This is a genomic window from uncultured Flavobacterium sp. (genome assembly GCF_963975515.1).
GTDB lineage: Bacteria > Bacteroidota > Bacteroidia > Flavobacteriales > Flavobacteriaceae > Flavobacterium.
This window is the reverse complement of record NZ_CAXBGY010000009.1, coordinates 144,428-150,493: the sequence shown is the minus strand read 5'-3', so window position 1 is coordinate 150,493 and position 6,066 is coordinate 144,428. Positions and strand designations below refer to the sequence as shown.

General features: G+C 29.8%; 6 protein-coding genes. All 6 read right to left on the bottom strand.

Annotation, left to right across the window (positions count from 1 at the left end; all coding sequences use genetic code 11):
- Positions 1 to 257 precede the first annotated feature (257 nt).
- Positions 258 to 1,376, bottom strand: coding sequence for an NAD-dependent epimerase/dehydratase family protein (locus tag AAC008_RS11310; protein ID WP_339889391.1), 1,119 nt, complete (start codon positions 1,374 to 1,376; stop codon positions 258 to 260).
- Between the two features lie 310 nt (positions 1,377 to 1,686).
- Complete coding sequence (locus AAC008_RS11305) at positions 1,687 to 2,112, bottom strand: WxcM-like domain-containing protein (protein ID WP_339889390.1); 426 nt, start codon at positions 2,110 to 2,112, stop codon at positions 1,687 to 1,689.
- A gap of 116 nt (positions 2,113 to 2,228) precedes the next feature.
- Positions 2,229 to 3,260: a polysaccharide biosynthesis protein gene (locus tag AAC008_RS11300; RefSeq protein WP_339889389.1), complete on the bottom strand. Its 1,032-nt coding sequence runs from the start codon at positions 3,258 to 3,260 to the stop codon at positions 2,229 to 2,231.
- Positions 3,261 to 3,327: 67 nt separating this feature from the next.
- Positions 3,328 to 4,440: an EpsG family protein gene (locus AAC008_RS11295; protein ID WP_339889388.1), complete on the bottom strand. Its 1,113-nt coding sequence runs from the start codon at positions 4,438 to 4,440 to the stop codon at positions 3,328 to 3,330.
- 8 nt (positions 4,441 to 4,448) lie between these two features.
- Complete coding sequence (locus tag AAC008_RS11290; protein ID WP_339889387.1) at positions 4,449 to 4,991, bottom strand: acyltransferase; 543 nt, start codon at positions 4,989 to 4,991, stop codon at positions 4,449 to 4,451.
- A 4-nt stretch (positions 4,992 to 4,995) separates the two neighbouring features.
- Positions 4,996 to 6,060, bottom strand: a complete 1,065-nt coding sequence (locus AAC008_RS11285; protein WP_339889386.1) for a sugar phosphate nucleotidyltransferase — start codon at positions 6,058 to 6,060, stop codon at positions 4,996 to 4,998.
- Between the last annotated feature and the right edge of the window lie 6 nt (positions 6,061 to 6,066).

The window sequence follows — 6,066 nt, the reverse complement described above, 5'->3', positions numbered from 1 at the left end:
ATTAACTAATCCTCAAGCAACTACACAAAAATCCTTTTAATCCTTTTAAATCTGCGTGCAACTTTAATTAACTAATCCCCAAGCAATTACACAAAAATCCTTTAAATCCTTTTAAATCTGCGTGCAACTTTCATTAACTAATCCCCAAGCAACTACACAAAAACCCTTTAAATCCTTTTAAATCTGCGAGCAACCTTTAATCAATTAATCTTCAAACAACAACACAATACTCCGCAAAAATCTGCGAGCAAACTTCCTTATACGTTTTCAAAATAAGTATCCGGATCATTAGGATCATAAAACTCATTAATCCAAAAATTCGTATACAAAACCTCATCCCCAATATTTTTAATATTATGGGTGTACCAAATCGGCATATCCACATAAGCAGGCTCATCCCCGTCTAAATAAAAATCTAAAACTTCATCTGTTCCAATCTTTCTTAATTGAATAAGAGCTTTACCTTTAATAACTGCAAATCGTTCTATTTTTCGGGTATGGTAATGATTTCCTCTTGTAATTCCAGGCACTGTTGTTGAAAAAGACACTTGTCCCCCAACACCCAATCTAATAATTTCCACAAAAGAACCTCTAGGATCTGTATGCTCCACAAACTTTACAGGGTAATAATTGTTAATATCCATATAACATCTAAAGGTGTTGAATAAATTCAATTCAAAGGTATTGGCAATAGTTGGAATTTCTCCTTTATCTTGGTATTGTTCTTTATAGTTTTGAAGTAACGTTAGTAATTCCGAAACTTTAGCTTCACTGGTGTGATTTACTATAAGTTTTTCGACATTGCTTTTATTTTGTATAGCTTTTAGTATTTCAGCAACTAATTCTCCAACATAGATTAATTTTAAATCTCCATCCACATCAATTTTTGGCGTTTCATTGTTTGCTATTTGGTGTGAAAAAGTAGCTACTACTGAATTATAATAAGGATGACCAAAAGGTCCAAATACGTTTGGAATTATCATTCCTGTAAAAATTGCATTTGCTTTTTTAGCCCAAGCAGCAAATAACTCTCTGCCTTCTTTTTTTGATTTTCCGTATAAATTATCACGCTCTTCTTGTGATGAAGAAGAAATTAATACATGAGCTTTACTTTTTGTTCGTTCTAAGGAACTAATCAAGGATTTTACTAAACCTACATTAGTTTCATAAATAACTTCTGGTTCGTTATGTCTGTTTAATGCTGCTAGATGAACTATCACATCACATTGAGATACGAAAGCATCTAGTGTTTGTTCTGAATCGAAAAAACTTTTTTCAAAAGGTATGCGTTTAAAAACTTCAGGTTGTAGTCCTAATGTATTGTATAAATGGGTTCCTACAAATCCGTTTTGACCTGTTATTCCTATTTTTAACATAATTTATTTATTGCACGCAGATTTCGCAGATTTGCGCAGATTTATTTCTTTTTAATTGAACGCGGATGATCTTGATTGAACGGATTATCGCGGATGTTTTATTCTTTTTTTTTGCACGCAGATTTCGCGGATTTGCGTAGATTTTTTTTTATTTAACGCGGATGACGCTGACTGAACGGATTCTTGCGGATGTTTTATTCTTTTTTTTGCACGCAGATTTCGCGGATTTGCGCAGATTTTTGTTTTTATTCTCTCTTAAACCTTTATTTTTTGCACGCAGATTTAAAAAGGATTTTTATTATCTTAATCTTTATTTTTTAAAGTGATTACTATCGAAACGGTATTCATCTTTTATAGTTCCTAAATTATAATCTGACAAGGCCATTAATTTGGCATTTTCTTCTAAAGCTTGAATACTTGTTATGAAACCTTGTGGCACATGAAGTACATCAAAACTTGTGGCTTGTAAAACATGCTCTACTTGTTCTAAAGTTTGAGAAGGCTTTTCCCAATCATCTATAGCAATTGTAGTTATTTTAAAACTTCCTTGAACGGCTGAAAACCATCTTTGCTCTACTTTATGTCCTTGCCAACCTCTTACAAAATCAGTATCCTTATTTTCAATGAAATAGATACGTTTTATTTCTGATGCATCGTAATCATTATTATATGTAATGGTTCCTCTTTCATCTGTATGGCTATTTCCTTTTATTATAGTTGGAATCTTTTCCATCATCAATACTAGTTTTGTTTTTAATTTTTTTTTGAAAATTGCTAAAGCAATTTAGTTATTGCACGCAGATTTAAAAGGATTTAAAAGATTTTTTTAAGTAACATAATAACTGAACACTCTTAACCCGGCATTTGTGCTACATCTTCCCCAAAAACCTCTTTTCTAATCAAAGGTAATTGAGCTAATAACTTTTTCATACCTTCCACATCTTGTTGTTCTGTATTGTGAGAATGATAATCTTCAATTTGTGAAATATCTTGTTCTCCTTCAGAAAAATATTGTGCGTAATTCAAGTTTCTGTTGTCTGCTGGAATTCTATAGAAATCTCCCATATCTTCTGCTTTAATCATTTCTTCTCTTGTACAAAGAGTTTCATATAATTTTTCTCCATGACGGGTTCCTATGATTTTTATTTCAGTATCTGCTTTACACATTTCTTTTAAGGCTTGCGCTAAATCTCCAATGGTTCCAGCTGGTGCTTTATTAACAAATAAATCTCCCGAATTTCCATGCTCAAAAGCAAATAATACTAATTCAACTGCTTCATCCAATGACATTAAAAAACGAGTCATTTTTGGGTCTGTGATAGTGATAACTTCGTTATTTTGAATTTGCTTCAAAAACAAAGGAATAACAGAACCTCTTGAAGCCATTACATTACCATATCTTGTTAAACAAACGGTGGTATCATTCAAATTTCTTGAAGCTGCAATAGCAACTTTTTCCATTAGTGCTTTGGAAATTCCCATTGCATTAATAGGGTAAGCTGCTTTGTCTGTACTTAAACAAATTACTTTTTTAACTTTATTGGCTCCAGCTGCATCAATTACATTTTGAGTGCCAAATACATTAGTTTTTGTAGCTTCCAAAGGAAAAAATTCACAAGAAGGCACTTGTTTTAATGCTGCTGCATGAAAAACATAATCCACACCACGCATTGCGCGCTCTATACTTGCATAATCTCTTACGTCACCAATATAAAATTTTAGTTTGTCATTTTTAAGCTGGTTACGCATGTCGTCTTGTTTCTTTTCATCACGAGAAAAAATGCGAATTTCACTGAAATGATCTGTATGTAAGAAACGTTGCAAAACAGCATTTCCAAAAGAACCTGTTCCACCTGTGATTAAAAGAGTTTTATTTTTTAACATAAATTTGTTTTTATCGAATTATTTGGATTTCAAAGATATTAAATAAGAATTTAAATGCTTTTGAATACTATTTATAGTTATCTGGCAAGTCCATTTTTTCCCAGAAATAGCTATATTCTCCTGGTGTTATGGCAAATAATGTTACAGCAATTAGTGCAATTAATGCAATAAAATAAAATAATTCTCTAGTTTTAGAACTATTAGTACTAGAAGCATCTATCAAATATGGAATCCAAACCATAATTATTACTGTAAAATATTGTGCAATTCTACCAGCACTAGGATTTACCCATTGCAACGGAAAGAAAAACAACGCTAAAGCAAACATATTATACATTCGAAATGTTGAAGGAGCAATAGTCATCATTTTTTTATAAACTAAAATTGCCCAAACAGCTAAAAAAACATGTAACGCTGTTAAAACAATAGAACCTCCTGTTTCATATTGTTCTGTATAAACCGAAAATCTCTCTTCAGCTTCAACAAAACTAACTAAAAACACTGCTATCTGATTTTTAAAAACTAAAAACAATGGAAACCCTAAAATAGCAAAACGGAATAATAGTTTTGGTTTTTTAAATTCTGAGATAAAATATAAGGGTAGAAAAACAAAAGCAGAAATATGAAAGAGTGATGCTATGAAAACAAAGAGCAGAAAGTAAATAATTTTTCTTTCAACTATATATTTATAACTCCAAAAAAGAATTGCTGTAGCTAAAGTTTGTCTTATACCTGTTATAGAGAAAAAGCCATAAAAATTACCCATGTAAATAACATAAGCTAAAAGTACTTGATTTATTCTTGTGGTGTTTTTATGAATAAAATACCCTAATGCTGGCATAAAAATAGCTGCCACAAATAGTAGATACCATTGAAAATCATCGGTAAAAACCTGAAAAACCTTTTGGAATAAGTTGTAAAATGGATCTTTTTCTTCAAAAGCATATAGGCTATTAATAATTTCGGTCCAAGAATCTAATTTTACAGATTCAAAAATTAAGTAATATTGATAGGTATCTGCACCTACTGCCCAATTTCTTAACCCTGATTGTAAAATTAAGAGTATTGTAACCACAAAAATATATCTTGCTTTCTTTTTATCATAATTGCCTTTTATGCTATCACTTGAAAAAAGCACAGCAAGTATAATTATTATAAAAATTACAATTAATCTTATCATTATTGAAGTTATTTTGTTTTATTAAAAAACTCTCTTAAAGCTTTGTCTTTTTCGTCTCCTTTCAAATGACCTAATTTTAATGATCTTTTTTTAATACCTTCTAAATATTCATCTGTACTTTTAATAAATTTTGCAGGTACACCTCCAACTACTGAATTATCTTCAATATCTTTTGTCACTACTGAACCTGCCGCTACAATACAATTATTACCAATTTTAACTCCTGGCATAATAATACTTCTTACGCCTATGTAAACATAATCTCCAACAGTTATTGGAGCAGTAATTTCTAAATCAGGTATTAAATGTCTAAACAATAATGTACCTCCATCATGTGTAATAAAAAGAACTTCTCTAGTAATATGAACATGATTTCCAAGAGTTATTGACCATGGTTCTGTACTAAACATTCCAATTGGACTTCCATAAATATGAACATTTTCACCTATTTGAACGCCAATGTGTTTTGCATATCCAACATGACTTAATCGTGAATAAACAGCACTAAATATTGTATTGTATATTTTTTTTATAATTTTAATTAATAGCATTTTATTAAATTTTTAAAACTTTACTATAATCATCCCAATTTCCAATGTCTTGCCAACTGTTTTCTGCAATTGGAAAAACTCCTACTTTATCCTTATTTTTAATCACTAATTCAATAAGGTCTGTGATGTGGAAAAATTTATTTTCTGGAATTAAGTGTAGCATTTCTGGTTCTAAAATATACATTCCTGTATTTATTTGAAATACTAATTCTGGTTTTTCATCTAATTTGCTTAAAATTCCGTTTTCTTTGGTTTGTAATGTACCATAAGGAATTTTGTATCGTTTTATGGCAGAAACAATCGTAATTTTATTGTTATTTAGTTTATGATAATTATAAATTTCTTCCAAATCCTGATCTATTAAAATATCGCAATTGGAAACAAAAAAAGTGGAATGTATTTTGTTTTTTATTAAGAACATAGAACCAGCAGTTCCTAATGGTTTATCTTCTTCAAAATAATTCATTTTATAATTTGAATTATTTAACACATTAAAGTAATTTTTTATGGTTTCTGCTTTGTAATTTACTGACAAATAAAATTCCTTGCAACCTACAGTAACAAAACGATCCATTATGTCTTCAATAATGGTTTTTTCATTAATAGGTAATAAAGGTTTTGGGAATATATTAGTTAAAGGTTTAAGTCTTGTACCTTCTCCACCAGCCATTATAATAACAGGTAAGTTTAACGATACTTTTTTAGGTTCAAATTGTGCTCCAAACAAATCTTCCCAAAACAATAAATTAATTAGAGAATTATTTTCGTTTAGAATTGGCATACATTCTGTTCTAAACTCAATCATTTTTTTCTTTATACTTTCTAAAGAATCTTTATCACTGCAAGTAGTTATTTCTTTTCTTAGAATATTATCTATTGAGTTTTCTAATTTGTATTTGTTGATTATGGCTCTTTGAATATCACCAATACTTAATACGCCATAAAACTTTTCTCCTTCAAGAATAATTAATAGTTTTCGTTTAATGGAATCCATTCTTTCTAAAGCCTCAAGAACAGAAAACTTATTGTTTATAAAAATGGGGTTTTTTAAATCTATTTGTTTACTCATGTTTAA

Coding starts and splice junctions, on each gene's coding strand:
- AAC008_RS11310 (WP_339889391.1), bottom strand. CDS start 1,376: ATGTTAAAAATAGGAATAACAGGTCAAAACGGATTTGTAGGAACCCAT.
- AAC008_RS11305 (WP_339889390.1), bottom strand. CDS start 2,112: ATGATGGAAAAGATTCCAACTATAATAAAAGGAAATAGCCATACAGAT.
- AAC008_RS11300 (WP_339889389.1), bottom strand. CDS start 3,260: ATGTTAAAAAATAAAACTCTTTTAATCACAGGTGGAACAGGTTCTTTT.
- AAC008_RS11295 (WP_339889388.1), bottom strand. CDS start 4,440: ATGATAAGATTAATTGTAATTTTTATAATAATTATACTTGCTGTGCTT.
- AAC008_RS11290 (WP_339889387.1), bottom strand. CDS start 4,991: ATGCTATTAATTAAAATTATAAAAAAAATATACAATACAATATTTAGT.
- AAC008_RS11285 (WP_339889386.1), bottom strand. CDS start 6,060: ATGAGTAAACAAATAGATTTAAAAAACCCCATTTTTATAAACAATAAG.